The organism is Burkholderia sp. b14 (assembly GCF_900156195.1).
In the GTDB taxonomy this organism is placed as follows: Bacteria; Pseudomonadota; Gammaproteobacteria; order Burkholderiales; family Burkholderiaceae; genus Mycetohabitans.
In genome coordinates this window covers 681,957-708,318 of sequence record NZ_FTPJ01000003.1, presented here as the reverse complement: position 1 = coordinate 708,318, position 26,362 = coordinate 681,957, and the positions used below count along the sequence as shown (strand labels likewise).

The 26,362-nt window shown below is 59.7% G+C and carries 29 protein-coding genes, 2 tRNA genes and 2 pseudogenes; 13 read left to right on the top strand and 20 right to left on the bottom strand.

Translation table 11 applies throughout. The features are described from left to right. Positions 1–138: 138 nt before the first annotated feature. On the top strand, positions 139–1,155 hold the full coding sequence (locus B0B13_RS07630) for an amino acid--[acyl-carrier-protein] ligase (RefSeq protein ID WP_083703782.1): 1,017 nt from the start codon (positions 139–141) through the stop codon (positions 1,153–1,155). Here B0B13_RS07630 and B0B13_RS07625 read toward each other — a convergent pair. Continuing rightward, positions 1,129–1,329, bottom strand: a complete 201-nt coding sequence (locus tag B0B13_RS07625) for a hypothetical protein (protein ID WP_076795461.1) — start codon at positions 1,327–1,329, stop codon at positions 1,129–1,131. The two genes, B0B13_RS07630 and B0B13_RS07625, sit on opposite strands and share 27 nt — an antisense overlap. A gap of 381 nt (positions 1,330–1,710) precedes the next feature. Here B0B13_RS07625 and B0B13_RS07620 point away from each other — a divergent pair, with 381 nt between their 5' ends. Beyond that, positions 1,711–3,591 carry an alpha/beta hydrolase gene (locus B0B13_RS07620; RefSeq protein WP_212667358.1) on the top strand — a complete coding sequence of 627 codons (1,881 nt, stop codon included), beginning with the start codon at positions 1,711–1,713 and terminating at the stop codon, positions 3,589–3,591. 273 nt (positions 3,592–3,864) lie between these two features. Here the strand turns inward: B0B13_RS07620 and B0B13_RS18385 are convergent, their stop codons facing one another. From B0B13_RS18385 to B0B13_RS07580, 9 genes are all read right to left on the bottom strand, one after another. Beyond that, a complete protein-coding gene (locus B0B13_RS18385; protein ID WP_170872410.1) occupies positions 3,865–4,005 on the bottom strand; it encodes a burhizin family lasso peptide in 141 nt (46 codons plus the stop codon). 703 nt (positions 4,006–4,708) lie between these two features. After that, a complete protein-coding gene (locus B0B13_RS07615; protein ID WP_076797212.1) occupies positions 4,709–5,896 on the bottom strand; it encodes a glycosyltransferase family 4 protein in 1,188 nt (395 codons plus the stop codon). A 242-nt stretch (positions 5,897–6,138) separates the two neighbouring features. Continuing rightward, on the bottom strand, positions 6,139–6,798 hold the full coding sequence (locus B0B13_RS07610) for an amino acid ABC transporter permease (RefSeq protein WP_076795455.1): 660 nt from the start codon (positions 6,796–6,798) through the stop codon (positions 6,139–6,141). 12 nt (positions 6,799–6,810) lie between these two features. Beyond that, positions 6,811–7,611: a cystine ABC transporter substrate-binding protein gene (locus tag B0B13_RS07605; RefSeq protein WP_076795452.1), complete on the bottom strand. Its 801-nt coding sequence runs from the start codon at positions 7,609–7,611 to the stop codon at positions 6,811–6,813. Between the two features lie 82 nt (positions 7,612–7,693). Then, the gene (locus B0B13_RS07600) at positions 7,694–8,740 is read right to left on the bottom strand and encodes a quinone-dependent dihydroorotate dehydrogenase (RefSeq protein ID WP_076786882.1); all 1,047 of its coding nucleotides are present in this window, start codon (positions 8,738–8,740) and stop codon (positions 7,694–7,696) included. Positions 8,741–8,779: 39 nt separating this feature from the next. After that, complete coding sequence (locus tag B0B13_RS07595; RefSeq protein WP_076786884.1) at positions 8,780–9,634, bottom strand: arginyltransferase; 855 nt, start codon at positions 9,632–9,634, stop codon at positions 8,780–8,782. Positions 9,635–9,975: 341 nt separating this feature from the next. Beyond that, positions 9,976–10,716: a leucyl/phenylalanyl-tRNA--protein transferase gene (gene aat, locus B0B13_RS07590; RefSeq protein ID WP_076795449.1), complete on the bottom strand. Its 741-nt coding sequence runs from the start codon at positions 10,714–10,716 to the stop codon at positions 9,976–9,978. A gap of 68 nt (positions 10,717–10,784) precedes the next feature. Beyond that, entirely contained in the window at positions 10,785–11,330 is a 546-nt protein-coding gene (locus B0B13_RS07585) for an NUDIX hydrolase (RefSeq protein WP_076786888.1), read from the bottom strand. An 825-nt stretch (positions 11,331–12,155) separates the two neighbouring features. Continuing rightward, positions 12,156–12,232, bottom strand: a tRNA-Met gene (locus B0B13_RS07580). A gap of 227 nt (positions 12,233–12,459) precedes the next feature. Here B0B13_RS07580 and B0B13_RS07575 point away from each other — a divergent pair. Then, positions 12,460–12,957 (top strand): heme-degrading domain-containing protein, encoded by a 498-nt coding sequence (locus B0B13_RS07575; RefSeq protein WP_076795446.1) that lies wholly within the window; start codon positions 12,460–12,462, stop codon positions 12,955–12,957. A gap of 84 nt (positions 12,958–13,041) precedes the next feature. Next, complete coding sequence (locus tag B0B13_RS07570; RefSeq protein WP_076786893.1) at positions 13,042–13,329, top strand: DUF1488 family protein; 288 nt, start codon at positions 13,042–13,044, stop codon at positions 13,327–13,329. Positions 13,330–13,472: 143 nt separating this feature from the next. Here B0B13_RS07570 and B0B13_RS07565 read toward each other — a convergent pair whose 3' ends face one another. Then, positions 13,473–13,901 (bottom strand): hypothetical protein, encoded by a 429-nt coding sequence (locus B0B13_RS07565; protein ID WP_076795444.1) that lies wholly within the window; start codon positions 13,899–13,901, stop codon positions 13,473–13,475. Positions 13,902–14,103: 202 nt separating this feature from the next. Here B0B13_RS07565 and B0B13_RS20005 point away from each other — a divergent pair. Beyond that, a pseudogene (locus B0B13_RS20005) lies at positions 14,104–14,217 on the top strand (TOBE domain-containing protein); the annotation flags it as partial. 42 nt (positions 14,218–14,259) lie between these two features. Here B0B13_RS20005 and B0B13_RS19235 read toward each other — a convergent pair. Further along, entirely contained in the window at positions 14,260–14,388 is a 129-nt protein-coding gene (locus B0B13_RS19235; protein ID WP_255710750.1) for a hypothetical protein, read from the bottom strand. A 471-nt stretch (positions 14,389–14,859) separates the two neighbouring features. Between B0B13_RS19235 and B0B13_RS19230 the strand changes: the two genes are divergently transcribed. Beyond that, on the top strand, positions 14,860–14,979 hold the full coding sequence (locus tag B0B13_RS19230) for an entericidin (RefSeq protein ID WP_076786897.1): 120 nt from the start codon (positions 14,860–14,862) through the stop codon (positions 14,977–14,979). A gap of 375 nt (positions 14,980–15,354) precedes the next feature. On the opposite strand, the gene B0B13_RS18380 is transcribed toward B0B13_RS19230, so the two are convergent. Further along, positions 15,355–15,501, bottom strand: a complete 147-nt coding sequence (locus tag B0B13_RS18380) for a hypothetical protein (RefSeq protein ID WP_170872409.1) — start codon at positions 15,499–15,501, stop codon at positions 15,355–15,357. 214 nt (positions 15,502–15,715) lie between these two features. On the opposite strand from B0B13_RS18380, the gene dusA reads away from it, so the two are divergent. The 3 genes from dusA (at position 15,716) to B0B13_RS18715 (ending at position 17,325) form a co-directional block, all read left to right on the top strand. Continuing rightward, on the top strand, positions 15,716–16,741 hold the full coding sequence (gene dusA, locus B0B13_RS07550; RefSeq protein ID WP_076786899.1) for a tRNA dihydrouridine(20/20a) synthase DusA: 1,026 nt from the start codon (positions 15,716–15,718) through the stop codon (positions 16,739–16,741). Between the two features lie 134 nt (positions 16,742–16,875). After that, a tRNA-His gene (locus B0B13_RS07545) sits at positions 16,876–16,951 on the top strand. Further along, positions 16,924–17,325, top strand: coding sequence for a hypothetical protein (locus tag B0B13_RS18715; RefSeq protein WP_212667357.1), 402 nt, complete (start codon positions 16,924–16,926; stop codon positions 17,323–17,325). Before B0B13_RS07545 ends, B0B13_RS18715 begins: the two co-directional genes overlap by 28 nt. On the opposite strand, the gene B0B13_RS20000 is transcribed toward B0B13_RS18715, so the two are convergent. Then, entirely contained in the window at positions 17,297–17,557 is a 261-nt protein-coding gene (locus B0B13_RS20000; RefSeq protein WP_170872408.1) for a hypothetical protein, read from the bottom strand. The genes B0B13_RS18715 and B0B13_RS20000 overlap by 29 nt on opposite strands. A 25-nt stretch (positions 17,558–17,582) precedes the next feature. Here B0B13_RS20000 and B0B13_RS07535 point away from each other — a divergent pair, with 25 nt between their 5' ends. Beyond that, positions 17,583–17,885, top strand: coding sequence for a HigA family addiction module antitoxin (locus B0B13_RS07535; protein ID WP_076786903.1), 303 nt, complete (start codon positions 17,583–17,585; stop codon positions 17,883–17,885). Between the two features lie 495 nt (positions 17,886–18,380). On the opposite strand, the gene B0B13_RS17855 is transcribed toward B0B13_RS07535, so the two are convergent. From B0B13_RS17855 to lexA, 6 genes and pseudogenes are all read right to left on the bottom strand, one after another. Beyond that, positions 18,381–18,704, bottom strand: a complete 324-nt coding sequence (locus B0B13_RS17855) for a hypothetical protein (protein WP_139337107.1) — start codon at positions 18,702–18,704, stop codon at positions 18,381–18,383. Positions 18,705–18,905: 201 nt separating this feature from the next. Then, positions 18,906–19,711 (bottom strand): IS5 family transposase gene (locus B0B13_RS07530; RefSeq protein WP_139337362.1). Its coding sequence is split into 2 segments (ribosomal slippage): positions 18,906–19,381 and positions 19,381–19,711, totalling 807 coding nucleotides; the frame shifts between segments, so codons are not numbered across the junction. A 190-nt stretch (positions 19,712–19,901) separates the two neighbouring features. Continuing rightward, positions 19,902–20,642 (bottom strand): annotated as a pseudogene (locus B0B13_RS07520) (lytic polysaccharide monooxygenase); the annotation flags it as partial. A 763-nt stretch (positions 20,643–21,405) separates the two neighbouring features. Then, positions 21,406–22,068 carry a DUF2939 domain-containing protein gene (locus B0B13_RS07515; protein WP_076786907.1) on the bottom strand — a complete coding sequence of 221 codons (663 nt, stop codon included), beginning with the start codon at positions 22,066–22,068 and terminating at the stop codon, positions 21,406–21,408. Positions 22,069–22,092: 24 nt separating this feature from the next. Continuing rightward, the gene (locus tag B0B13_RS07510; protein ID WP_076786909.1) at positions 22,093–22,509 is read right to left on the bottom strand and encodes a hypothetical protein; all 417 of its coding nucleotides are present in this window, start codon (positions 22,507–22,509) and stop codon (positions 22,093–22,095) included. A 20-nt stretch (positions 22,510–22,529) separates the two neighbouring features. Continuing rightward, on the bottom strand, positions 22,530–23,177 hold the full coding sequence (gene lexA / locus B0B13_RS07505; RefSeq protein WP_076795441.1) for a transcriptional repressor LexA: 648 nt from the start codon (positions 23,175–23,177) through the stop codon (positions 22,530–22,532). Positions 23,178–23,394: 217 nt separating this feature from the next. Here lexA and B0B13_RS07500 point away from each other — a divergent pair, with 217 nt between their 5' ends. From B0B13_RS07500 to cysW, 3 genes are all read left to right on the top strand, one after another. Then, complete coding sequence (locus tag B0B13_RS07500; protein ID WP_076786913.1) at positions 23,395–24,444, top strand: sulfate ABC transporter substrate-binding protein; 1,050 nt, start codon at positions 23,395–23,397, stop codon at positions 24,442–24,444. A gap of 111 nt (positions 24,445–24,555) precedes the next feature. Then, positions 24,556–25,452: a sulfate ABC transporter permease subunit CysT gene (cysT, locus tag B0B13_RS07495; protein ID WP_076795439.1), complete on the top strand. Its 897-nt coding sequence runs from the start codon at positions 24,556–24,558 to the stop codon at positions 25,450–25,452. Further along, positions 25,449–26,354 carry a sulfate ABC transporter permease subunit CysW gene (gene cysW, locus B0B13_RS07490; protein ID WP_076786918.1) on the top strand — a complete coding sequence of 302 codons (906 nt, stop codon included), beginning with the start codon at positions 25,449–25,451 and terminating at the stop codon, positions 26,352–26,354. Before cysT ends, cysW begins: the two co-directional genes overlap by 4 nt. The last annotated feature ends 8 nt before the right edge of the window (positions 26,355–26,362 follow it).

The window sequence follows — 26,362 nt, the reverse complement described above, 5'->3', positions numbered from 1 at the left end:
TTTTCGCGTACAACGTGCGCTTGCGGTGCTGCACGGCGGTGTTTCCGGATAGCGTCTGCCGCGCTGTTTCCATCCGCCCGGGATCCGCAAAACACAGCATCGATCATGCGACACGAATCCTCACCAAAGGAGCCGAACATGGGTAGTGCCAATCTGGAGTCGAAGCGATCCGGTCCTGGAACCGTGCCGAACGAGCGCGATCGCGCGGCGGCCGCTCGCGAGCTGAACGACGCAGCGGGCGCCGCCAGTTTTCTCGAACAATTATTCGAGCGCGGCTTGCTAATTCCAAGCGATGTCGACGGGCTGTACGGTCGTGGCGCCGTATTCGAGGACGTCGTTGAGCGCATCAGCGACTTGATCGGTGCATGGGGGATGGAGCGCGGCGCTGACGTGATGCGGTTTCCGCCGGCGATGAGCCGCACGTTGCTTGAGCAGAGCGGTTATCTAAGGAACTTTCCGCAGTTGGCTGGCACGGTCTTTAGCTTTTGCGGCAATGATTTTAGCCATCCTCGCTTGCTCGCGTGCCTGGATAAAGGTGAGGACTGGACCGCCGAGCAGAAGCCTACACGCATCATGATGACGCCAGTGGCCTGCTATCCCGTCTACTCGGTGATGGCCAAGCGCGGTCCGGTGCCGGCACAAGGCCACCTGATTGATATTTTTTCGTATGTTTTCCGTCAGGAGCCGTCACTGAAGCCGGAGCGGATGCAGCTGTTTCGGCAACGTGAGTTTGTCAGGATGGGCACGCCCGAGCAAGTGCTCGCTTTCCGACAGGACTGGATGGACCATGCGCGCTGGATGTTCGACGCGCTGGAACTGCCGATGTCGCTGGAGCTGGCCAACGATCCGTTTTTCGGCCGTGGCGGGCGCGTCGTGGCAAACAGCCAACGTGCGCTGCAGCTCAAGTTCGAAGCGGCGGTGACCGTGCTCAATCCGAACAAGCCGACCGCGTGTGGCAGCTTCAACTACCATATGGACAACTTCGGCAAGACGTGGAACATCCGTACCGAAACCGGCGAAATCGCGCATACTGGGTGTTGCGGCTTTGGGCTTGAACGGATTGCGCTCTCGCTATTCAAATTGCATGGTTTCGATATCGCCGCCTGGCCGCAGCGAGTGCGGCAGACCCTATGGAAGTTGCCATGCGGCCAATAGTCGCGCGACAAAGCGTGCGAGCAACGTCCCCTCGATGGTGCGCGCGTCGTCGAATTCGTCTAGTTCTTCGAAACGATCCCCGCTCTTGGCCGCGTGCCCGAACGCCATGGCAACAAAAAGTGCGACGGCTTGGATCGCGAGCACGATGATGACGATATGCAGCATGTTATTCATGGTCCTTTCCCTTCAAGCGCGCCGCCTCGTTCGGCGTGCCCCCCAGCCCGACAGCGCGAGATTCGGCAAGGTGTGTGCCGTTGCACTGTTGGCCATCGTTGCTGCATATCGGCAGCACTGCGCGAAACTTGAGGGTCGTGATTAAACCCGATACCCGCCTTGGGCGCGGGGAGCAACGCGAAGGCGGCACGCGCACGGCGACGAGCATGGCCCGATTGGGTGCGTCAGCGCACCGACCCCACTTCTACGGATGCCGCCTACTAACCGGCACATCCGTGCCGTGGACGCGTCGTCATGGAGGGGCACGGCCGGGTGGCCCGTGCGCCACAACACGCAGGCGCCGGGTGAAAGAACAACGAGGGTTAGAGAATGGACACGACGATGCGGCCTGTCTCGTTTGATGGGCATTTCGGCTGGCTTCATAGCGCGCAGGCTGGTGATCCGGGCGACGCGGGTTGGGGCGTGGTGCTGTGCAACTCGCTCGGGCATGAAGCATTATGGTTGCACCAGACGATGCGGCAACTAGCCGAGCGGTTGGCGTCGCGGCGCATTCCGGTGTTGCGCTTTGACTATGCAGGTACCGGCGATTCGCTGGATCGTGACGCGCTGGTCGAGCCGACCCAATGGACGGGCGAAGCGGTGAGCGCCGTCGAACATCTGCGGCGCATGATGGGGGTGCAACGCATTGCGCTGGTCGGGGCGCGCTACGGCGCAATGGTGGCCGCGCAGGCCGCGCCCCAGGTTGGCGCGCAGCGCGTCGTATTGATGGCGCCCGTCGTCTCGGGCCGGCAGTTCGTTCGCGAACTCAAGGTGCTGCAGCAGACGTGGCGAGAGAAGACGGGCTCGCACGTGCAGACAGACGCGCCACCGGCTGGCGCATTCGATGTGCTCGGGCATCGGTTCGACCTGGCCGCGATGGAGCAGGTAGCGAAGCACGACTTACGCCGTGTCCAGGCACCGCCCGCGGCGTCGGTGCTGATCATGCATGTCGACCCGCACGATCCGAGCCATGCGCTCGCCGATGTGTACCGGTCACAAGGCGCACGTGTGGACGCTGGTTTGTTCGCCGAATACCCGGGCGCGATGCAGCCATCCTGGCTCGCCGAAGTGCCGCAGGCCACACTCGACGTCGTCACGCAGTGGCTGGTGAACGAAGAGGTGACGCCTCAGACCGTCCCGGCGGGCGCATTGTGTCCCGCATCGCCGATGCTGGTGTGTGCCGGTGCGCCGCTTCAGACTGACTGGATGGTAGAGCAGCCGGTCAAATTGGATCAGGGTCGGTTGTTCGGCATCCTCTGCGAACCGGCGGACAGATTGGGCCGTGCGCCGCTGGTTGTGATCCCCAACACGGCCGCCACGCACCATGTCGGGGACGGACGCTTCAACGTGGAGTTGGCGCGCCAGCTCGCGCGTGCGGGGTTTGCTTCGCTGCGGCTTGATGCGAGCGGGCTGGGCGACAGCGCAGCGGCGGCCACGCAGACCGATCCGGGCTCGTTGAGCTTCGACGCGCTGGCCGCCGACACGTCCGATGCCGTCGATTGGGCGTGCTCGCGTGGCCATCCGGGCATTGCGGTGTTCGGTATCTGCTCTGGTGCGTACCTGGGCTTGCGTGCCGCGCTCGACAATGCGGCGATTCGGGGCTTGATACTGGTGAACCTGTTCGGCTTTTCGTTTCCCGATGGGTTCACGATGCATGACGCTGGTCGGGTGGGTGCCGGATCGACCCGCGCGCATTTCCGCTCGATGTGGCGCGCGCAGAAGTGGGCCCAAGTGTTGCGCGGCGAGGTCAGCCTGTGGCCGGTCATCGGCACGCTGTGCCGCTATGCAGTGGCGCGCACGCGGGGCCTTGCGGCCGCCTGGACGCAAGACATGCGGGATACGCCGGGCAGCAGCCAGCGGGTGCGTCGCCAGATGAAAGAGCTGGCCGCGCGCGGGGTTCGCGTGCAGTTGCTATTTAGTCCGCTGGACCATGGTCTGGACGAACTCGAGGTTCATTTCGGTCATGGCGGCCAACGGCTCGCACGGATCGGCGGTGCGCATGCTCGCGTGATACCCAACATGGACCATGAGGTGCTGAATCCGGCAGCACGCGAGCGGGTAGCGGCATTATGCGAGGCGTTCCTCACGGAACTTTTTGCCGACGTGCTCGATGAGCGGCAGGCTTGCCTATCGTTGCACGCCGAACTTGCCCGTGCGTCCTACCCGCACGCACATGTGCCGGCAGCTACGCCGACGCTGCCGTCTGAGGAGGCGATGCTATAGCGAGAACGGAGAGGGGACCGAACACGAGTTCGGCGTATTGATGGTGCGATCAGTACAGCGTTGCGACGAAGAACCGCGCCTTACCGGCTTGCACACGCAAAACCTCGCTGGCGGGTACCCTCGTTTTATGCTCGCTGAGTGACGTATATAATTTAATATTATTAAGTTAATAATACGCTAAGCAATCCCTCGCAACGCCTGCCACGCATATATGCCCATGTAGGCCAGTGCTCAGCGTATTGCTTAGCGTAAGATTTTATACCAAACTAATGATTATAGGAAGCGGCCAATGCCAGCCTCCCTATAGTTCCCTGAGCCACCCAGCGTCGACTCGGAAGCGCACAGTTCCATCAGTGATTCGTCATCCAGCGGTAAATCCAATGCTTGACAATTCATGCTTTGGGACTGATCCATAAGAATCTCCTTTTTCATAGTTTAAAAACTCCACCAACATTATGGGTGGCTCCGAGGCCGATGTCATTCATGAACGACATGACTGAATTCAGTTTAGTAAGAGAATAGTATATTGCAAAGGCCATGTGCTTAAATCCTAAGCGTATTGGCGGTTTGACATAGCGCTAAATGCTGCGCTTGAGACCGGGGAAGCCAATTTGGTTGATGTCGTTAATAACGCGTTTGATCATCGAGCCAATTGAGAGACGGTACTTGCGCCAGTTACGCACGATGTAGCCGAAAAGCGCTTTGGGTTAGCACTGTAATATCTACAAAATGAACGACAAAAATTTAATCGTTACATTAAGTCCAGCGCGTGGTGATCTCGAGCGACGTGAGCGAGATGCAATCAGGCCGTTCGCCCGTTCTTGTTCATTGCGCCTATATCCGACAGGAAGTCGAGGGCCATCATCGTTGGCATTCGCTGTATGGTCGCCGCATCACGGTTTTGCGACATCGAGCGGCGTGGTGGTGTCCACGTACTCCATATCGAGCGGGATTGCGGCGTAGTCAAGATGGCGATGTGTTAGTCAGGCATCCTTCGGAATGCGCGAAACTGTCCTACGTGCCTTTGAAGATCACAAACTGGGAGGCGTATCGGGCACGGTGCGCAGCAGCTTACGCGACTGGGCGGCGCGCACGCCAGCGTGGTAGCGACAGCCGGTTAGCCTGGCATGATCGCATACGACGGCACGTCGTTGCGCGCCGGATCGTTGACTGGCGACGCCAATTCAGCCTGCAGCCGCTGGTAGCCTTCCATGACCAGGCTGGAAAACGCGGCACGGAAGCGATCCGCAGAAAAGCGTTGCGCGTTGGCGCGGCATGCGAGCGGCGTGAACGTGCCGCAGGGCAGCGCCTCGAACCGCTCAACGGCATCGATCAACGCGGGCGTGGTTTGCGCATCGAAGAATAGGCCAGTGGGTTGTGCGTCGGTATGGGCGCGCACCGATTCGAGCGCACCGCCCTTACCGTAGGCGATGACGGGCGTGCCGCACGCTTGCGCTTCGACCGGTGAGATACCGAAGTCCTCCTCGGCGGCGAACACGAATGCCTTGGCACGTTGCAGGTGCGAATGCAACACGTCGAAGGATTGATAGCCGAGCAGCGTCACGTTCGGGCCTGCCAGCGCGCGGATCTTGGTCATCTCCGGGCCGTCGCCAATGACGACTAGCTTGCGCTGTGGCATCCGAGAAAAGGCGTCCACGATGAGGTCAATGCGCTTGTAGGGCACCATCCTGGACGCGGTCAGATAGAAGTCCTCTTTGGCAGTATTCAATCGCAAGTGCTCGACATCCACCGGCGGATAAATGACCGTCGAATCACGACGATAGACCTTACGGATGCGCCGCGCGACAAAACGCGAGTTTGCTGCGATCAGGTCCACGCCGTTGGCTGAACGCGCGTCCCAGTTGCGGATGTAATGCAGCAGCGCGCGCGCGAGCACGGACTTCACGCCGTGCGTGAGTCCCGCCTCGCTCAGGTACTGGTGTTGCAGATCCCATGCGTAGCGCACCGGTGAATGCACATAGCTCACGTGTAACTGGTCTGGCCCGTTCAGCACGCCCTTGGCTACGGCGTACGAGCTGGACAGGATCACGTCGTAGCCGGACAGATCGAATTGCTCAATGGCCAGCGGAAACAGCGGCAGGTAGCCGCGGTACTTGCGCCGGGCCATTGGCAACTTCTGGATAAACGACGTGTGGACCGGCTTGCCGCGCAGGCACGAGCGGTCTTCCAGGAAGTCGACCAGGCTGAAGATGTCCGCTTGCGGGAAACAGTCGATCATTTGGGCGAGCACCCGTTCGGCGCCGCCATGGACGACCAGCCAGTCGTGAACAATCGCTACCTTCAAGCGTGGGCCCTCTCGGATGGGGTTGCGGCCTCGCGGCCAACGCGGTGTCGACGCCGCGTGCGCTCTGCGCATCATTATCCGCAGCACTCGGCGTTATCTATGTACGGGGGCGCACAATGATGCGCACTAGGCACAACGATGCGTAAGGCACGCGCGCTGCCGCGGCAGCTGCCCTGGAGTCACCCCGCGGTGCGCTGGTACCGCCGGGAATCGTCGTCGGTGCGCATTGAACGCATGGCCGCTCAGTGCCGCGTGGGCAGTGTGAGGTAGCGTTCGAGCCGGTGCTGGAGTCCTTCGAGCAGGTGGCACAGCACCCAGTACACGCCTGCTGCGCCGACATAAAGCGGCAGCGGCTGGTAGGTGGCCGCGATCACTTCCTGCGCGCTGCGCAGCAGTTCGGTCACCGTGATCACCGATACCAGCGAGGTGTCCTTGATCAGACTGATCAGGCTGTTAGACAGACTCGGCACCGCGATGCGCAGCGCTTGCGGCCCCACCACATAGCGCAGCGTCTGCTGGCGTGATAGGCCCAAGCTGTACGCGGCGAGCCATTGGCCGCGTGCGATGCCCAAGATTGCGCCGCGCATGCTCTCGGACAGGTACGCGGCGACGTTCGCGGACAACGCCAGCACGCCGGCCGGCGTTGGATCCAACTCGATTCCCACGCTCGGCAGGCCGTAGTAGACAACGAAGATCTGCACCAGCAGCGGCGTGCCGCGCATGACGCTGACGTATGCGCGAGCGACGCCCACCGGCCAACGCCGTTCGCTGACGCCCATCAGCGCGATGAGCAGGCCGCCGGCTAGCCCAAACGCCATGGATAGCAGCGCGAACTTGATCGTCAGCAACGCACCCGCGGCGAGCGCGGGCGCGGACTGCAGCAACAACATCAACGGTGACATCGAGGTGGCGGCTTACTTCAGCGGTCGGGTCACGTCGATGCCGAACCACTTGACGGAGATCTTCGGCAGCGTGCCATCGGCCTTTAGTTGCGCAATGGCGTCGTCAATGGCCTTGGCAAACTTCGGGTTGCCTTTCTTGAAGGGGATACCGACCCGTTCCTGCTGGCCCAGCGTGCTACTCGGACGCAATGGCAGCGCGGTAGTCTTAATTAGGTACGCGAGCATCAGCCGGTCGTTGAGCGCCGCGTCGATGCGGCCCGCTGCCAGGTCGCGCAGATACTCGGGCGCACCCGGGTAGGTCTTCACCTCGATGCCGGGCACCGACTTAGCCATGTTGTTGTAGTTCGAGCCCAGGCTCACGCCGAGCTTCTTGCCCTTCAGGTCGCCGAGCGATTTGAACTGGCGTGAATCGTTCTTGCGCTGGATGAGTTGCGCGACCGAGTAAGTATAGGGCTGCGAAAAGTCGAGCGTCTGCTGCCGCACGGGCGTGATACCGACCTGGTTCACGACCACGTCGAATTTGCCGGCTTGCAGTCCGGCGATGATGCCGCTCCATTCCGTGGTGACGAACTCGGGCTTCACGCCGAGCCGCAGCGCGATCGCCTTGGCCACGTCCACGTCGTAGCCGACGAGTTCGCCATGGGCGTCGCGAGCGTTAAATGGCGGATAAGTCCCTTCGAGGCCGATGCGCAGCGTGCCGCGCTCCTTGGCCTGATCGAGCAGGTCGGCGGCTGGTGCAGCCACAGCGGCCACGCCGAGCGCGACGCCAACCAGTGTCGCGGCGATCCATTTCTTGAGCAGCGAAAGTTTCATCGTTTTCCCTCTTGGCGGGTAGTGACAAATGGCGGCCAACATAGCGAAGCTGCAATCAAAGCTTAAATATCATTTGTGTTCCCTATACTATGCGCGAATTGCGATGGTCAGCAGTGGCACGCACGCATTCGGCCACCAGCGTCGGGCCGCGGTAGATCAGGCCGGTATAAAGCTGTACCAACGATGCACCGGCTGCAAGCTTTGCATTCGCGTCCTCGCCGCTGAAAATCCCGCCCACGCCGATGATTGGCACCGTGTCGCCCAATTGCGTGTGCAATTGTTGGATCACCCGGTTGGACGAATCGAACACCGGCCGCCCGGACAGGCCGCCGGCCTCGTCGCCATGGCGCAGGTCCTGCACCGCGGTGCGCGACAGCGTGGTATTGGTCGCGATCACGCCATCGATACGGTGCCGCAGCAGCGTGTCCGCAATCGACTTGATCTGTTCGTCGTCAAGGTCCGGCGCAATTTTCAGCGCCAGTGGCACCTGCTTGCCGTGCAGATCCGCCAGTCGCTGTTGCTTGTCCTTGAGCGCGCCTAGTAGCGCATCCAGTTCGCCGGCGGCTTGCAACTGGCGCAGGTTCTTTGTATTCGGCGATGAGATATTGACCGCCACATAGCTGGCGAACGGATAGACGCGCTCTAGGCAGTACAGGTAGTCGTCGACCGCGCGCTCGATCGGCGTATCGGCATTCTTGCCAATGTTCAGCCCCAACACGCCACGATAGCGTGCGGCTCGCACGTTGGCGACGAAGGCATCCACGCCATGATTGTTGAAGCCCATCCGGTTGATCAACGCATCGGCCTGTGGCAGTCGGAATAGTCGCGGGCGCGGATTGCCCGGTTGCGGGCGCGGTGTCACCGTGCCGACCTCGATAAAGCCAAAGCCGAGCGCCGCCAATCCGTCGATGCAAGCGCCGTCCTTGTCCAGGCCGGCGGCAAGCCCCACCGGGTTGCGAAAGGTCAAGCCCATCACGGTGCGCGGCGCATCGGACGCGTGCGGGGCGAGACAACGCGCGATGCCGGCGCGGGCGGCCGCGCCCAGCAGGCGCAGCGTCAAGTGATGGGCGTCCTCCGCATCCATGCGGAACAGGGGCGCCCGTGCGAGCGGATAAAGGGAACTGAGCACGGAAGTAGGCTGGGCCGACGGCCCTGAGTCGAAAGCCCGTTATTTTACCGGGCGCGCAAGCTGTTCGATGGCGGTATCGAGCGGTGGCACGTCGGCCTGTTCAGGCTCCAGATCGCGCCATTGACCCTCGACTAGTCCCTCGAGCGGCTTGAAATTCGCCTTGTACGCCATCTTGCTGCTTTCGCGAATCCAGTAGCCCAAGTACACGTACGGCAACTTCAGACTGCGTGCCTGCTCGATCTGCCACAGGATGTTGTAGGTACCGAAGCTCGAGCGCTCAACATCAGGCTCGTAGAACGTATAGACCGAAGACAAGCCATCGCCGAGGATATCAATCATGCTGACCATGCGCAGTTTGCCCTTGCGGGGGCTCGCGCCTTCGCGCACCGCGCGCGAGCGCGCCGTGCCGCGTGGCTCGTACGGCTCGCGGAACTCGACCAGCCGCGAGTTGATGCGGCTTTGCAATAGAAACTGCTCGTACTGATCGCGACTGTCACGATCCATTCCGCCGCCGGCATGCCGTGCGGCTTGGTAGCGTATGTACAATGCGTAGTGTTCCTCGTCGTATTGCAGCGGCGAGACCGTCGCGACCAACTCGTGATGGCGGCGCCACACCTTGCGCTGGGTCCGGCTTGCATCGAAGCGCTCGACCGGCACGCGCACCGACACGCAGGCGCGACAGCCGTCGCAATAGGGTCGGTAAGTGAAGACCCCGGAGCGACGGAAGCCTGCCTTGACCAATTCGGTATAGACATCTGAGTTGATCAGATGACTTGGCGTGGCGACCTGTGAACGCGCAATGCGTCCTTCCAGGTAGCTGCAGGGGTAGGGCGCTGTCGCATAGAATTGCAGCGCCGACAGCGGCGATATCGGCAGTTCGTTCAGGTAGGTCACGTCAGCCCTTCACACAGCAATCATTTGCCCAATATGTGGCGACATCAGATCGCTTCGGTGCCGATGGCATGTTTGCGGCGGCCAAGTCAAGCCAGCACACGAGGCTGTATCAACGGTATCACGAAATGACGGCAGGTTGTGGCGCAGGTCTCCCGAGCAGCATAGTCGAAGGTTTCCACGGTACGAGAGCTCTTGCCAAGCAGCAGGGTGTCCCTTATAGGGCCGCCACTTCGATAAGCTTATCGGACAGCGTGGGCTCGCGCACTGCATTGCGTCGGACACGCAGCTTGCAAATTGCTTTCGACCCCAGCGGCAGGACCCCGCCGCGCAGTCCGGGCGAGCTAGTCGTGACTGTTGTTCCAGTAACGATGCAGCACTTGCTTGTCGAATTGCCACGGGATGGGCGAGTGCCGTATCGCAGCGCGCATGTGGGCGATAAACGCGCGACGCGATACTTCACGCGCGCCCAGCGAGGCAAGGTGAGCGGTGTTTTGTTGGCAATCGACCATATCGACCCGGTGCTCGCGCAAATGCGCGATGAGCGCGGCGAGGGCGATTTTCGACGCGTCCGTACGGTGTGCAAACATCGATTCGCCGTAGAACATGTGACCCAAGCTCACGCCGTACAGTCCGCCGACGCGTCGGCCCTCGACCCAGGTTTCGACGCTATGGGCCAGGCCGGTGCGGTGCAACGCCTCATAGGCGGCGATCACTGCGGGCGTGATCCACGTGCCATGCTGCCCGTTCCGGTTCGCGTTCGCGCACGCGTGCATTACGTCGACAAAGCCAGCGTCCACACGGATTTCCCATGAAGGCTCGCGCAGGACTTTTTTCAGAGTCTTGCGCAGCGACATCGACACCTTGAATTCACTGGGCACCAGGACCATGCGCGGATCGGGACTCCACCACAGCACAGGCTGGCCCTTCGAATACCACGGGAAGATACCGTGCTGGTACGCATCGAGCAGTCGTCGCGGATCCAGCTCGGCGCTCGCGGCAAGCAGGCCGGGTGCGCCGCTGGCTTCGTCCAGCGCGCGCTCAAGTGGTGGGAACGGATCGTCGGGGCTGAGCCAGGGAACCATAGTGAGATCGGCGTGCCGGCACGAGTGTTGCGTCGCGACGCCGCGCGGCGCGTGACCCGCGCGCGGGATTAGCTCTCATGCAGTGAGCGGAAGATGTCGCCGGTGTGTAGGCCGAAGCCGCCCGCGACGCGATCGGCGAAGAAAAAGCGCAGCGTTTGCCCAACGGTCGGGAACGCGATTTCGTCCCAAGGGATATCGGCTTCATCGAATAGCCGCACCTCCAAGCTTTCCTCGCCGGCCTGCACGTCGATGTCGAGCAGCCGCGCGAGGTAGAACAGGTGCACCTGGTGCACATGCGGCACATTGAGCAGCGTGAACAGCGTCTGAACCTCGACGCGCGCGCCCGCTTCTTCCAGCGTCTCACGTGCGGCGCCCTCCGCGGTTGTCTCGCCGATTTCCATGAAGCCAGCCGGCAATGTCCAGTAGCCATAGCGCGGTTCGATCGCGCGGCGGCACAGTAGCACCTTATTGTCCCAGACCGGGACCGTTCCGACCACGTTACGTGGATTCAGATAGTGGATTGTATTGCAGTTGTCACACACGAAGCGCTCGCGGTTGTCGCCGGGAGGCACGCGCAGACTCACCACGTGGCCGCAGACAGAACAAAATTTCATCGATCGAGGGTCGGTGGGACAATGGTGCGCAGTTTAACATCGGGCGCGTGGCCGACATTCTAGGAGAGACGCAATGCAATCGCGAGAACCTCAATACTATCGCATTCCATTCCCCGTTCCCTGCTGATCGTCGATAGGCACTATGGTGCGAAACACCTTACGTCAACGCGGGAACGGGTACGGTCTTGGATAGCATGCGCCCGAACTGCTTTTACGGCATCGGATTGGCGCAATGGTTTGCTGGACTCAGCGTTGGCGAGTGTGTCTTTGCTGGGATGACAACTGAAATTGCATCGATACGAGGTGTCGCGTCCCCTTATGGGATTTCCGCCGATATTCATCGCTGATGGCCATACCACGATGAGACGCCAGTATGATCGGCGCAGGCAATCCTCGAACATCATCATTGGACCTTAAATGGGTCTTTCGTCAGAGCGCAACGGACGGTGGATTGCGCATTCTAGCCAATACGACGGCATTGGGGTTAGTTCACTTAGCGTACTCACGCGTGATGTATTTGAAGTGAGATTGCGTGGGCGATGCGCAGAGCAGAAGCTGCCGCAGGCCTGAACAAGCTCGTCAGCGTAACCGTCGTGGGCCCGGCGTAGACCAATGTTGAGGCTGCGCCGTGTTCAGATCGAGCCGTGCTGGCTCGTCGGGGTAAAGGGAGGGCGCTTCGGGTAGCGGCAATCTTATCCGGTCTTGGCGTCGACGCTACAGCGTGAACTCCAGCATGACTGCCCCCGATACCACTCCAGATGCAACATTGCCTTGCCGGAAAACAAAAACCTCGGGTTTCGTACGACACCCGAGGTTTTCTGAATTTGGTTGCGGGGGTAGGATTTGAACCTACGACCTTCGGGTTATGAGCCCGACGAGCTGCCAGACTGCTCCACCCCGCGTCCGTCGAAGAATTAAATTATACACAGATCTGTTCTGCGGTGCAACGATGTGCAACGCGGAATGTTAGCGCAACGTGAAACTGCTTGGTTCGCGGATGCACTGCGCAGCGCCGCCATGCCGGTAAAATGCTGGCTGATGCGAGAGTCTGCGACTTCATTGGCTTCATCTTGGCCGGCCTTGCCGGCTTCTTATTCACCGGCGGCGTTGCCGGCCGGAACCATTGCCCATGGACATCACTCGAGACCTGCAGCACATTGCCCTTCAGGAAGAGGCGCTCGTTGCGCCACGCTTTGACGCGGATTTTGGATGGCAGCTCGGCGCACACTTGCATGAGCTTGCCAAGGCGAGGGCGCATGCCGTCGCGATCGACGTGCGCACGTTTGGCCATCCGGTGTTTTACTGCGCGCTGCAGGGCGCGACACCGGACAATGCGCGGTGGGTGCGCCGCAAGAGCAATACGGTGGAGCATTTCCGGCGTAGTTCGTACGCGGTGGGGCTGCGCCTTGCACAGTCCGGCGCCACGCTGGCCGACAAGTACGGCCTGTCGGGCGCCGACTACGCCTCGTACGGCGGCGCGTTTCCATTGACCGTGCATGGCGCGGGCGTAATCGGTTCGGTTACCGTGTCGGGCCTTGCGCAACGCCAAGACCATGAACTGGTGGTCGAAGCGCTCTGTGCTTTGCTCGGGCACGATTACAGCGGATTGGCGTTGCCGCACGACTGAATCGGCGTCTAGCGATCGACCGACTTGGCGGGCCATGTTGCGGCTCGCTAGAATGGGAATCCACGTCCGATTCCTGAGGCTGGCATGCAGATTGATTTTCCCGCTGAAGCCGGAGCGTACCGCGATAGCAACCTGACCGTGGAGTTCGATGCCATTGTCAATGGCGAGCGGGTACGTTGCGCCATCTCCGTTGAAGCCCTGGAGGATCATTTCGGTGTTGTATCGAACGACCGCGACGGCTGGATCCGCGCGTTCGACCGGGGCCGCGCGCGCATCCTCGAAACAGCGCGCGAGCATCTGAAGCGCTGCGACGGACACCCGGTGCTGCTCAAGAGCGGTCATTTCCCTCCTGGCGACGCGTTACGGGAGTGACCGGCGCGAACCGCCGGGCCGTGGGACCGCACGGTGGCCCTGCCGGCTCCGGATGATCCGCCGCGTCGCTGTCGCGGCCCGTCGCATCGTTGTGCTGCGCGGGCGCGACGGCGTTTCGGCCTGGCTTGCGCGCCGCAGGCGGTTCATGACGGCTCGTCACTGTCCTTCATGAACGCGCGCATGAACACCAGCGCGCCGAATCCCCACATCGCATTGACGACGAAACCGAACGCGAGGCGCGGCAGCATGTTGCCGCTAGGCCAGATACCGCGGATCGGGTCAAGCACGAACACCGTTGTTGCGGTCAGCACGACGCCGCCAAACACGAATGAGCCGAGCCATGGCGCAGGCCGTTGTGGATCGACGCGCAGCAGCCACGCCAGCACGATGCCCCATAGCGCGCCGAGCAGTGCGGTGAGCAGGAACTCGGGGACGCCGAGGGGGGCGAACGGCTTGATCGAGAACGGCAGTTGGTCGGTCAATGCGGCCGCGTGCAGCAACGCGATCGCCGCCTCGTGAAAAAACAGCACGGCGAGAAAGCCGGCAATGAACGGCAAAATGACACTTTGCATGATGGGATTGACAGACGGCAGGCGCGTGTTTGCACGCTTAGGATATTCATTATAGTGACCTCAGGTGAGGATTCGCGCATATTACGAATCGGCACAACTCAAGCTGAAAAAAGTTGCTTGGTTGGTGCAACTAGGTCATTAGGCTCGCAGTTCAGGGTGCGCCTGGCCCTGTCGATGTAGAAACACCATTTGACATCGTGTTGGCATCTTGACGTTGGCCATCACGACGCGCTTGATCGGCGGACTAAACTTAAAGGTTGGTGCTGAAGTGGTGGTGCTGGCTAAATCCACAGAAGTGTCGATCGCGCGTCTGTAGCGCGATCCTCGCCGCCGTTCAGTTGCTACATGTCGCGCCGTGCTACCGGGCGATCGCATCGCTTGGTAGGTGATCTCGCAGGATGCGGTCATTGGTCTTCGAATCCGGGCGCTTGATCGGCATGTTGTCCGGGTTATTGGCCTTGCCAGCGTCTTCAGGACGTTTCGACATACCACCTGCGCCGCTGCCTGGGACTGGCGCGGACGACCCAGCGCCCACAGCGGCAGATCTCGCGCCAGAGGCGCTTGCTACAGTGGGCGACGCCGCCGTGCCTGCCGGAATCGTCCAACCGGAGCACGGCGCGAGCTGGCTTGCCGCGCGGCTGGCGTAGGGCGCAGCGACTGCGGAGGTGGCCACCACTACGACGCTGTACTTCGTTAGCCATGTCATTTGCCTCATCGCTTTCTCCTTTTGTCACGCCACAGCGGCCGGCGCCTGCGCGAACTCGATTCTATCTTTCATTGAAGCATAAATCGCACTGCGGGGTACTGTGCGCTGTTGCAGGCGCTGGCCATGCCGGCGGGATTATGCTGGCCGGGACCGCACCGTGGCGCCGGCGGGCATTGCCGGCCAGCACGACATATTGCCCGATGAATCGGTGCTCGAACGCACGGAAGGCCGGCGCCGCGCAATGATGAGTTAATGACGCGTATGATCGCTACAATACTCATGCTGGCCGGATGCAACACGGTGTCTGGCGCAGGGCAAGGTATCTCCACGGGCGGCGGGGCGGTAACTAACTTCGCGGAGAAGGCGAAGTAGAAAAAAAGCCGCAGCGCGTGCTGCGGCTGAAGACTTTCCAATGGACCGAGTGTGGTCCAGCGATGATCGTAAAGGGCATACCCGGCCCCCTCTGTTCGCCTGGGCGCGCACTGATCCGCCAAAATGAATGAGGGAGGCTCGAGCATGGCGCCTGGTGGGCGATGGAGCAGGAGGCGAAGCCGTATCCTCTGGACGTGTAGAGCACACGGCGCTGTTTTGAGAGCCCGTGTCGACACCCGGCGGTGTATCTGTTGAAGTGGCAACCCAAAGCTGAAGATTGATGAACGGGCTGATATATGACACGAGCGTCGTCACAGCGAAGATCGTGGTTTGCCTGCTGCTGTGCTGCTAATAGCGCTTGTTGCTCACTTCGAGTCACATGCCCGGCGCCTGTGGGATTTCTTCCGGTTTGGGTGGCACCGGCATGTTCGTTTCGGCAGCATGGTCGAAATAATTGAGGACGACGCATACCATCCGGCCGATGGCGTCGGCGTATGGCTCGCGCTTGGCGCCGTCGAACATAGCGAGACGGTCTGCAGCGAGCGATAACGCTTAACGGCTCCGGGCTGCTGCGATGAGTTCAAGTTTTGAGGGAATGTATTTTTGAATTAGCAATTTCTTCAGCCGTCGCAGGCTGGGTTTTTTGCGCAAACACACGCGCGGGCGCGAAGCTGCCGCAGAGACGATAAAATATTATCTTATCCTTCATACTGCGCATTCTGCGACTGCTGCTCCAATGACCCATTTCGACGCCCATCGCGCCCGACGCATCTGCGTCGCGCCGATGATGGATTGGACCGACCGCCATTGCCGCTATTTCCACCGGCAGTTATCCCGCCACGTCTACCTATACACGGAAATGGTGACGACTGGCGCGCTGTTGTTTGGCGACGTCGCACGACACCTGTCGTTCATGCCACAGGAGGCCCCGATTGCATTACAGCTCGGCGGCAGCGAGCCGGACGAGCTCGCCCGCTGCGCGAAACTGGCAGAGCGGTGGGGCTACGATGAAGTCAACCTGAATTGCGGCTGTCCGTCCGAGCGGGTGCAGCGCGGCGCGTTCGGTGCGTGCCTCATGAAGGAGGCAACGTTGGTCGCCGATTGTGTGAAGGCAATGTGCGATGCGGTCGCAATGCCCGTGACGGTCAAGCATCGGATCGGCGTAGACGCGATCGACGACTATGAGTTCGTGCGCGACTTCGTGGGCACGGTGGCGCAAGGTGGATGTCGCGTATTTATCGTCCACGCGCGCAACGCGATACTGAAGGGCCTGTCGCCGAAAGAGAACCGCGAGATTCCACCGTTGAAGTATGACTACGCGTACCGACTCAAGCACGACTTCCCTGAGTTCGAGATCGTCATCAATGGCGGCATCAAGACGCTCGATGAGGCGCATGAACACCTGCATCACGTCGACGGCGTGATGATCGGGCGCGAAGCCTATCACAACCCCTTTCTGCTGGCAGACGTCGATAGGCGCTTCTACGAGCCGTCGGCGCTGGTGCGCACGCGCGGCGAGATCGAGCAGGCGATGATCGAGTACCTTCGGGCCGAACAAGCTCGGGGCACCTACATCGGCGCCGTCACGCGGCATATGCTCGGGCTTTATCGCGACCAGCCTGGCGCGAGAGGGTGGCGTCGCGTGTTGTCGGATCATCGAAAGCTGGCCACTGGCGATCCGCGCATATTCGACGAGGCGCGCGCCATGCTCAACGCCCGCCCGCTCGGGTACGATCGCATGGCGAAAGCGCATGCCGAGTGAAGCCAGTATCTGGGTCAGAATTTTTTGCGTTCTACCGCTAGCAAAATGGGAAATCCCTGCGTATAATTTCGGTCTTCGCTGGTGATCGTTCTTACCGGCGTGCAGCGTTCCTCGATATATCGGTTCCTGCAGTGGTGGCCGTAGCTCAGTTGGTAGAGTCCAGGATTGTGATTCCTGTTGTCGTGGGTTCGAGTCCCATCGGCCACCCCAAAGAATTTATAAGAATCAAGCATTTAGAAAACGGCGCTGAGGTGTTACCCAGTGCCGTTTTTGCTTTGCCATTCCCAATTTGGGCATTACATACCTCGCCGCTTCACGATCTTTGTGCGATCGTAGACAGCAACTTTGAAATGGCCAGCGTGATCTCGATAGCCTATCTGCAGCCGCGGCAAGTCGAGAAGTTTGAGCCTCCGATTGCCCGCCAACGTGGCGTATGCCGCGGCCATTCCGACGATGGTCCTTTGGCCGCCGAGCGATGCGATCTAAGACGTGAACGCCAGGAAGCCTTCCAGTTCCGCTGCCTCGGTGCGCGGATGCTCCTCGTTGCGCCGCACTTCACAACAGGGCACGGAAACGCTTTTTAACAACAAGCGCGTTGCCCGCTTCGCCACTATCGAGGCGGTCGCCATACGGAAATTGCAGCAACTGCACGCTGCCGTTGCTCTGGATTTTTTGAAGATTCCGCCGGGAAATCAGCTGGAGGCCGTGAAGCGAGATCGAATCAGCCAGTAAAGCATCCGCGTTAATAACCAATGGCACGTATGTTTCAAGTTCGCAAATGGCAATGCGACGGATGTGGAAATTGTCAACTACCATTAAACTATTATCGGGAGATGAACTTATGGCACGGGAAGTTCCGCTGGCGACGCCTGGTGAAATTCTGGCACGCGAATGGCTTGAGCCAATGGGCATTTCGCAATATGCTCTGGCGAAAGCGATCGAGGTGCCACCGCGTCGTATCAACGAGATCATTAAACACGGTCGTGCCATCACGGCTGATACAGCTGTGCGGTTGGGCGCTTTCTTTGGTGTTGATCCGCAAAGCTGGATGAGCCTCCAGACGCACTACGATACGGAAATGACGAAGGAGCGGATCGGTGCCGAGAAAATCGCTGCGATCCGGCAACTTGCAACGTCGGTTTGACATAGCGCAAACCATGCACAATAATCTGCGATATTTGATACATGTCAAATGTACGTCCAAGCCTGCTAAACGAAAGCCAGCGGGTTTTTTGCGTTGACCGACTCATCGGCCATTTAGACCGTCAAATTGCAGTCCAGGACAAGCCGGCAAGTGTCCACGGCAATTTCGGCATTGCGTCAAGCTTTTGTCATTACCGGCAACGATGCACTGCATCTATGTACAGCATGGGGACGCACTGACCTGAACGTACTGCGACAAGAAACTAGTTAAAAGTCAGAGAAATTAAAGGTTAGGAAGAGAAAAATTTTTCTACATCATTGTTTTGCCCACCTTGCAGCTTAATAAAAGTTTTTCCGGTAAGGCGGGCGCCCGAAGCACAGGCGCAATAAGACGATAAGATTTATGGTTTTTATTTGTGGTGGTTGTCATATAAGAGGAAAAATTTTGACTAAGCTTTATTAGCGGCTATTTGTTTGTTGTTGATTTTTGCATGTTTTAGCGGTACCTTTCGATAAGAATATAGGGGGTGCCTTCTTGTAAATGTTTGCTCATAGAGGGGCCTATTGTGTAAACTCCAATAATACGGAAACCCATGCTATAAAGTTGTGATGTGGTTGCTGCTGGTCTATAAAAAAACCTTTCCATAATTTCGTCATCGCATATCCATTTCATATTAATTCCAATTTCTGTGCTGGCTATAATGGTTTTCCCTCTTTCCGCTTGTTTTGCGGGAAAACAAAACCCACCATCCATTGCAAATGCATTTTTTGTTGTGAAGAATGCCATGCAAATTAAAGAGATAAAAAATTTATTATTCATTCTGCCTCTCCTTTGATGAATAAATTAAGAGACGTGACACAATGCGGACGTAAATGCACTTATAACAAGCTTGTCAGATGGCGCAATAAAAATTTCTCATGTGTGAGTGCGTCACTAGCAAGCCGTTACTTATCCTCACGCTCACCAAGCGTAACATGCGTTTTTCCAGATGGCTAGTATGAGAAGCCCAACTAAGAGTCGCTAACACAAGTCGTCCACGAAACGTGAACAGATAACGGCAGCGGCCAAGCGGAGCAAGGCGATATGAATGTCCAGACGCCGCTCAAAGCGGATGCGCAGCTTACCCAAACCGGCAAACCAGGCGTGCGTGCGCTCAACTACCCAGCGATGCCGTCCGAGCCGCTCGCGCTTTTCTACGCCTCGACGGGCGATGCGTGCAGTGATTGCGCGTTGCTTCAGATAGCGTCGGCAGCGGGCAAAGTCGTAGCCCTTGTCCGCATGCAGTTTGCTCGGACGTTTGCGCGGCGAACCGCTCAAGCCCGGCACGGCTGGGAGGGTATCGAGGGTGCGCTCGAACGCCATCGAATCATGTCGGTTGGCACCCGTGACTGTGATCGCCAAGGGAACGCCCCGGGCATCTACGACCAGATGCCTTTTGCTCCCGAGTTTGCCCCGGTTCGTCGGGTTGGGGCCGGTTTCCTGGCCCCCCGGGGGCTGGCAACGCTGGCCGCATCCAGGCTCGCTCGCTCCCAATCAATCTGGTCATGTTCACGCAACCGGCAAAGCATCGCCAGATGCAGCCTGCTCCACACGCCTGCGGCCTGCCAGTCGCGCAATCGGCGCCAGCATGTCATGCCGCTGCCAAAGCCGAGCTCCTGCGGCAAGTCTTCCCATGGAACGCCTGTATGCAGGACATACAGAATACCGTTCAATGCCGCCCGGTCGTCAACAGTGCGCCGACGCCCGCCTTTCGGTGAGGGCGTGAATGCTGGAATCAACGGCTCCAGCACCGCCCACAATTCATTGCTGATTTTGCGTCTTGCCATGACCTTAGAATACGCGCCTTACGGCCTGACGTCCAGGTTGCGTTAGCGACTCTAAGCGTGAGGGGGGACGAGTTGAAGGGCTTTCGCCCATCATACGAAGGTGTGCCTGCTTACCGGCCTTAAGCGCGGAGCTGGACGCTCGGAGAGCGCCAGCTCAACCTATTTCAACACGGGTGTGCGTGCTTGCTCACTCACGCACGATCGTTACATCACTGCAATTAAAAAACCCCTCGTTGCCTGCATCTATACGTTGCCAGTAGCTATAAAGAACCGCATCGCCTTTACGATCTTCCGGAATAGAAACGTTGAGTTTATAAAATGACCGTACATTCGGCAAATGGCCTTCGCCATTAGCGGGCACCGGGGCCGGAGCGGGTGCATCGTAAATTAGGTCAAGATCAGACCAGGTTAGTGGTCGAGTCGGATCGTATGAGGGCTTGGAGATAAACACACGCATGCGTGAAGGATTATGTGCCGTCGTGTTTTCCCAGACCAGCTCTATAGCACCATTTTTGGGGGTAATTTTGGTTTTACGCCAAAGGGTCGTGGGTGTACGGTCCAGTCCCTGCTTACGCGGGTCACCTCCCGCGCACAGTAGCCCGTCGGGCACGGCCTTTATGATTTCGCTAAAATCCTCGGGATCCCTTGGATTGGCAGAAACCTCATTCCACTGCACAAACGGGTAAGGACTGTTGTCGCCTGCGCGATAGGCGGCCCGGCAATCAGCGTTCGGAATATCGGAGCCGTTGGGTGACCCCCAATAGCCTCCGTCCAAATTGCATTGATACTGTCGGGCGATCGGAAAGCCTACTGCGCCATGCGCGCTCACTTCCTGCACCACGCCGCTTATGCCTACTATCCCCGCTAACCATAGCCAAGTCGCACGCCAGCCCAGGCTAGAACGCCCCAAATTTTTTCTCATCTTTTTCATCGCTTTCTCCTTGAGATAAAAATTTAGCTTGTACCGCACCCGCTCCCAAATAGTTAGGCCGATCACTACGATGCCTAACACCATTGCAACAGCCAACCGACATACCTACTGGATACGCCGATCTACTTCTTGCCCGTTTGCCCACGGATCCACGCAAGCTGAATTAAACACGCTGAGTGATACAGGCTACTCGATACGCTGTTCCAGTCGCGCTTCTCTGTGTAGCCCACTTTTTCGCGCTCGCTACCAGTCTCATGGCGCTTTGCGATTTTTCAGCCAGTAACCCGTTTTTCTTCTAGACGGCTACGCACCGAAGCAACTCCATAGAATCACTTCGCTAAATATTATAGTAAGGTTGCGACTTGCTTCGGAACTTACTGTAGCCTAGGTATATTACTTTCGCAAGCAATTTTCATAAGTCGACAAGCACGCACGGGTCGCGCACGCACGAGTGCGGCCTTCGCTTGGTGAAGGGCACGCAAAACTCGTCAAACAACTACGATTAACTCAAAAAAGCCAAAAAGTGCTACGGATGTCAATCCTCGCCAACACCATACGTAGCGTGGTCGTCTTGCCGGCGCCGTTTAGATCCAGTAACCCGTAGCACCGCCTGTTTGGCGGTAAATGACAGGGCGTCGACGGCCGTCTTATTTGCATAGGCTTTTTGGGCGCCGTTATCCACCACCGCAGCCGCCGAAAGGGCTTGATCGGCGCACTGTGGTGCGGGCTTGCATGAGTGTGCCGCGTGTCGCAACGGCCCGCATCATGAACCGTTGAGTTTGACGCCGACAAGTTGCCAACTGAAGACGCCGGTGCGATGAAAAATCGTTGTATATGGCGGCTCCTTCGGCTCAGCGCGATATCGGACCACGAACTCGTTGATGCCGCGATAGCCGGCGCTCACTTGAGCGCCGCCACTTCTGGACGTGCCGGCCACGGGCTGCCGGCCGCCTGGCGTACTGGAACCGGTTGAAGCCGAGGCGCCCGAAACGGCTGCGCCGCGTGTCGCATCGGCTTGCGGAGCCCGCACCGGGCCCGGTGGTGCCGTGTCGCTCGCCACATCGTGCGGGGGCATGCCGGCTAGCAACGCAGCTACGCCGTCTGGCGTCGCATAAATCTCGACAATAGGTGCGATCAATGCGGAGCCGACCATCGTGCCGACACTCGCGACTGCCTGCGCCAGTGGCGAATCATCCGCATGCGTGCCGACCGCGCGCGCGATTTGTGCATTGAGTTCCTGTTTCAGACTGGTACGCAATGCAGGGTAGTCGACGTATCGATTGACCGCCTCGGCGTCGCGTGCATCGGCTGCATGCTCCAGGCGGCTCAGGACGATATAAGGCGACGCGTAACTGAGCACGCCTGCCAGCACGCTAGCTAGTGCCACCCCTGCGGCGAAAAGACGCTTGAATGAGGCCGATGTCATATGCGCAGTTGTAGCGGGAGCAAATTAATCCAGCAAGCTGGGGGCAACCCCAGTCTCTTCTGCCGCGATATACTGGTCGATCATACTGCAAACCGCATCGATATGGCCCACGAGCACCACACGTGACGCACTGCGGTAGACGCGCACCGGATCGTCCTTCCGCAATGGGCGACGACGGGTCGGTTCGGCCTGAGGCACGCCGTGGCGCAGCGGCGAGCGCGCGAAAGCTGGCAACCCGGATGGCAATATTATGTGTGTCTGCATGACGTGTGCCACGTCGTTGTCCACCAGTGCGGTCGGGTGCTGTGCCGGCGTCGCGTCGCCCATCACCGGACCGAACAAAGTGGCGGGGCGCGACGATGCACCACATGGCACGAGGCCTCGCAGATAACGCAGGCGCCCGAACGCGCGTAATGGAAACAGGTGGGCAAGTCGTTTCATCGGTTTCTCTGTGTCGGTATTTAGAATGCGTTGGGACGGATCAAGCCGACCGCAACGCCTTCCAGTTCGAAATCTTCCTGTCCTGGGCTTACGACGATGTTCTCGTAATCCGGATTTTCCGCGATCAGTTCGATACCATTCGCCAGTCGATGGAAGCGCTTGACCGTTACATCGTCGCCCAGCCGCGCCACCACGATCTGGCCTTCTTTCACGTCGTGCTGTTTCTGTACGGCCAGCAGGTCTCCGTCGAAGATTCCCGCATCGCGCATCGACATCCCGCGCACTTTCAGAAGATAGTCGGGCCGGCTCGCAAACAACGCTGGGTCGCACGCGTAACGCTGCGCGATATGCTCCTGAGCCAGGATCGGACTGCCGGCCGCGACGCGACCGACTAGCGGCAGCGACAACTGCATGAGCGCCGGATGCGGTAGCGTGTAGTGGCGCGGTCCGTCGTCCGTCGACAGCAACCGGATCCCGCGTGACGCACCCGCCGCCAGTTCGATCACCCCTTTGCGCGCCAGCGCGCGTAAGTGCTCTTCGGCCGAATTGGCCGAGCTGAAGCCGAGTTCTGCAGCAATCTCGGCGCGCGTCGGCGGAAAGCCGGTGCGCTCGATCGCGCGGCGGATCAAGTCGTAGACCTGCTGCTGACGGACGGTGAGTTTAGTCATGGTTACTGTATGGATGAACAGACACCTGTATTTTTATACAGTATCAACGGTATTTCAAGTGCTATTTGAAGTCGCCGTTCCCCGCTCAGGAATAGAAGGGCGTGTCGCTCCGTGTCTTACGACTTTTGAATATAAAAGCATAAGGAACGATTATTTTTGATAATGAAATGCGTTCGTTAGACTTGGCCGGTCCCTCACGACATCCACGGGCATACAAATGAGTGAACAGGTAACGGGGCGGGCGCGGCAGTGCGACAGCGCATCGGCGTGGCGGCGCCTGGCCGCGGCATGGGTGCTGACGGGCGGCGTCGTGGTCAGCGGCACGTCCGTCGCGGGCAGCACACTACTCAATGTATCGTACGACCCGACGCGGGAGCTGTACCAGGATGTGAATCAGGCGTTCGCAAAGGAATGGAAGGCCAAGACCGGTGAGAGCGTTTTGTTCAAGCAGTCGCACGGCGGCTCAGGCGCGCAGGCGCGCTCGGTCATCGATGGCTTGCAGGCGGACGTCGTCACGTTGGCGCTGGCCTACGATATCGACGCGATCGCCAAGAAGGGACTGATGGATGCGGATTGGCAAAAACGCTTGCCGGACAATGCGTCGCCGTACACGTCGACGATCGTGTTCGTCGTGCGCAAAGGCAATCCGAAACGTATTAAGGACTGGGACGATCTGGTCAAGCCGGGCGTGTCCATTATTACACCGAACCCGAAGACCTCCGGTGGCGCACGTTGGAACTACTTGGCTGCATGGGCGTACGCGTTGCACCAGCCGGGCGGTAATGAGCAAAAGGCGCGCGAGTTTGTCGCAAAGCTGTACAAGAATGTCGGAGTGCTCGATTCCGGCGCGCGGGGAGCGACCACCAGCTTCGTGCAGCGCGGCATCGGCGACGTGCTGCTCGCCTGGGAAAACGAGGCATTTCTATCGCTCAAGGAATTCGGGCCCGATACATTTGAGATCGTGGTGCCATCGGTCAGCATCCTGGCTGAACCGCCGGTCGCGTTGGTCGATAAGGTGGTGGACCGACACGGCACGCGCAAGCTCGCGCAAGCTTACCTGAACTTCCTGTACACCGAGCAGGGCCAGCAGATCGCGGCGAAGCACTTCTATCGGCCGCGCTCGAGTAAGGTGCCCGAGGCGCTGACCCGGCCGTTCCCAAAGCTCAAGCTGTATACGGTCGACGATACATTCGGCGGATGGGCGAATGCTCAAAAAGTGCATTTTGCTGACGGTGGAGTATTCGATTCGATTTATCAGCCACAGTAAACCGACGACGGCCGCCAGGCGGCGGCCCGCGGCCTGAGATGGCTGCCAGCGTGCGCTGAGCCCGGTTCCTCTGGGCCCGGCACGAGTGGTGCTTAGAGGCGAGTAGCAGGCATGAGTCGTTTTTCTTTTCGCAAGCCCAGTGCGTTGCCCGGGTTCGGTGTCACGCTCGGTATCACGGTGGCGTATTTGGGCCTAGTGGTGCTGATTCCGCTCGCCGCGACCTTCTTGAAGACGGCGATATTGACGTGGCCCGAGTTTGCACGTGCCGTCGCATCGCCGCGCGTGCTGGCCTCGTACCGGCTTACGTTCTGCGCGTCGCTGGGCGCCGCGCTGCTCAATGCAGTGTTCGGCCTTCTCGTAGCATGGGTGCTGGTGCGGTACGAGTTTCCGTTCAAGCGGCTCGTCGATGCGGTGGTCGATTTGCCGTTCGCTTTGCCCACTGCGGTCGCTGGCATTGCGCTGGCCGCCGTCTATTCGGGTAACGGCTGGGTGGGCTCGCTGCTCGCCCCGCTCGACATCAAGGTGGCGTTCACGCCGCTCGGGATGCTGGTCGCGCTGACTTTCATTGGCATGCCGTTCGTGGTACGCACCGTGCAGCCGGTGCTGGAGGACTTCGAGCGAGAGCAGGAGGAGGCCGCTGCCTGCCTCGGTGCGACGCGCTGGCTGGCCTTTCGCCGTGTGGTCCTGCCTTCGTTGCTGCCCGCGTTGCTGACGGGTTTTGCGCTCGCGTTTGCGCGCGCACTTGGCGAATATGGCTCGGTGATTTTCATTGCGGGCAATGTGCCAATGAAGTCTGAAATCACATCATTGTTGATCATCACGAAGCTGGAACAGTACGACTATGCGGGTGCGACGGCACTGGCAGTCGTGATGTTGCTCGTATCGTTCCTGCTGCTATTGGCGATCAACACGCTGCAATGGGTGCTGCAGCGGCGCACATCCAGTACGCGCCGCGCGATGCCGTCTGGCGTTGCACCGTCCGTGGTCGTGGCTGGAGGGGCGCAATGAGCCAGCAAGCCACTCAATCGGCGGTCGCGATCGGCACTAGCGTGCAGTCGAGGCGGGCACCGCGCGTGGGCGCGACGACCGAGCTACGTGCGGTACGTTGGGCGCTGACTGCGATCGCGCTGCTTTTTCTCGGCCTGTTCCTAGTGCTGCCGCTGGTCGCGGTGTTCTATCAGGCGCTAGCCAAGGGCGTGGGGGCCTATCTGAGCGCCCTGACCGACCCGGATGCGCTGTCGGCAATCAAGCTAACATTGATCACGGCGGTAATTGCCGTGCCGCTGAACGTCGTATTCGGCTTGTGCGCGTCATGGGCAATTGCAAAGTTCGAGTTCCGCGGCAAGAGTCTGCTGACCACGCTGATCGACTTGCCATTTTCGGTATCGCCGGTGATCTCCGGGCTAATCTACGTGTTGATGTTCGGCGCGCAAGGTTGGTTCGGCCCGTGGCTACAGGATCGCAACGTGCAGATCATCTTCGCGGTGCCGGGCATCGTGCTGGCGACGGTGTTCGTCACGTTTCCGTTTGTTGCGCGCGAGTTGATCCCGCTGATGCAGGCGCAGGGCGCCGACGAGGAGGAAGCGGCCCGCGTGCTGGGGGCCTCCGGCTGGCAGATCTTTCGGCGCGTGACGTTGCCCAACGTCAAGTGGGGCCTATTGTATGGTGTGATCTTGTGCAACGCCCGCGCCATGGGTGAGTTTGGTGCCGTCTCGGTGGTTTCTGGCCACATTCGCGGGCAGACCAACACGATGCCCCTGCATGTGGAAATTCTCTACAACGAATACAACTTCGTCGCCGCGTTCGCGGTCGCGTCGCTACTGGCGTTGCTTGCGCTGGTGACGCTCGCGCTGAAGTTGATCGCGCAACGACGGCTCACCCAGACGTCGAGCGAGCCGGCAGCCAGCTAGTCATCTAG